Source organism: uncultured Jannaschia sp., assembly GCF_947494025.1.
In the GTDB taxonomy this organism is placed as follows: Bacteria; Pseudomonadota; Alphaproteobacteria; order Rhodobacterales; family Rhodobacteraceae; genus Jannaschia.
In genome coordinates, this window is sequence record NZ_CANLTQ010000214.1 from 1 (window position 1) to 201 (window position 201).

At 70.1% G+C, this 201-nt stretch carries 1 protein-coding gene; it reads right to left on the reverse strand.

What is annotated here, in order from left to right:
* A partial coding sequence (locus Q1B08_RS21945) for a YHS domain-containing protein (RefSeq protein ID WP_299823641.1) occupies positions 1 to 201 on the reverse strand: 201 nt, incomplete at both ends.

Sequence of the window (201 nt, forward strand, 5' to 3'; positions counted from 1 at the left end):
GCGTCGGCTTGCCCTTCAGCCAGGTCTCGGGCGCGGCGTCGAACTTCTCCTTGCAGCGGGCGGAGCAGAAATAGAGCAGCTCGCCTGCATGCGAGGACAGATGCTCGGCCGCCGCGCGATTCATCGCCATGCCGCAGACCGGGTCCGTCGCCTCGACGAAATCCTCCGGCGCGGCGGCGAAGCGGTCGCGGCAGCGCTCGG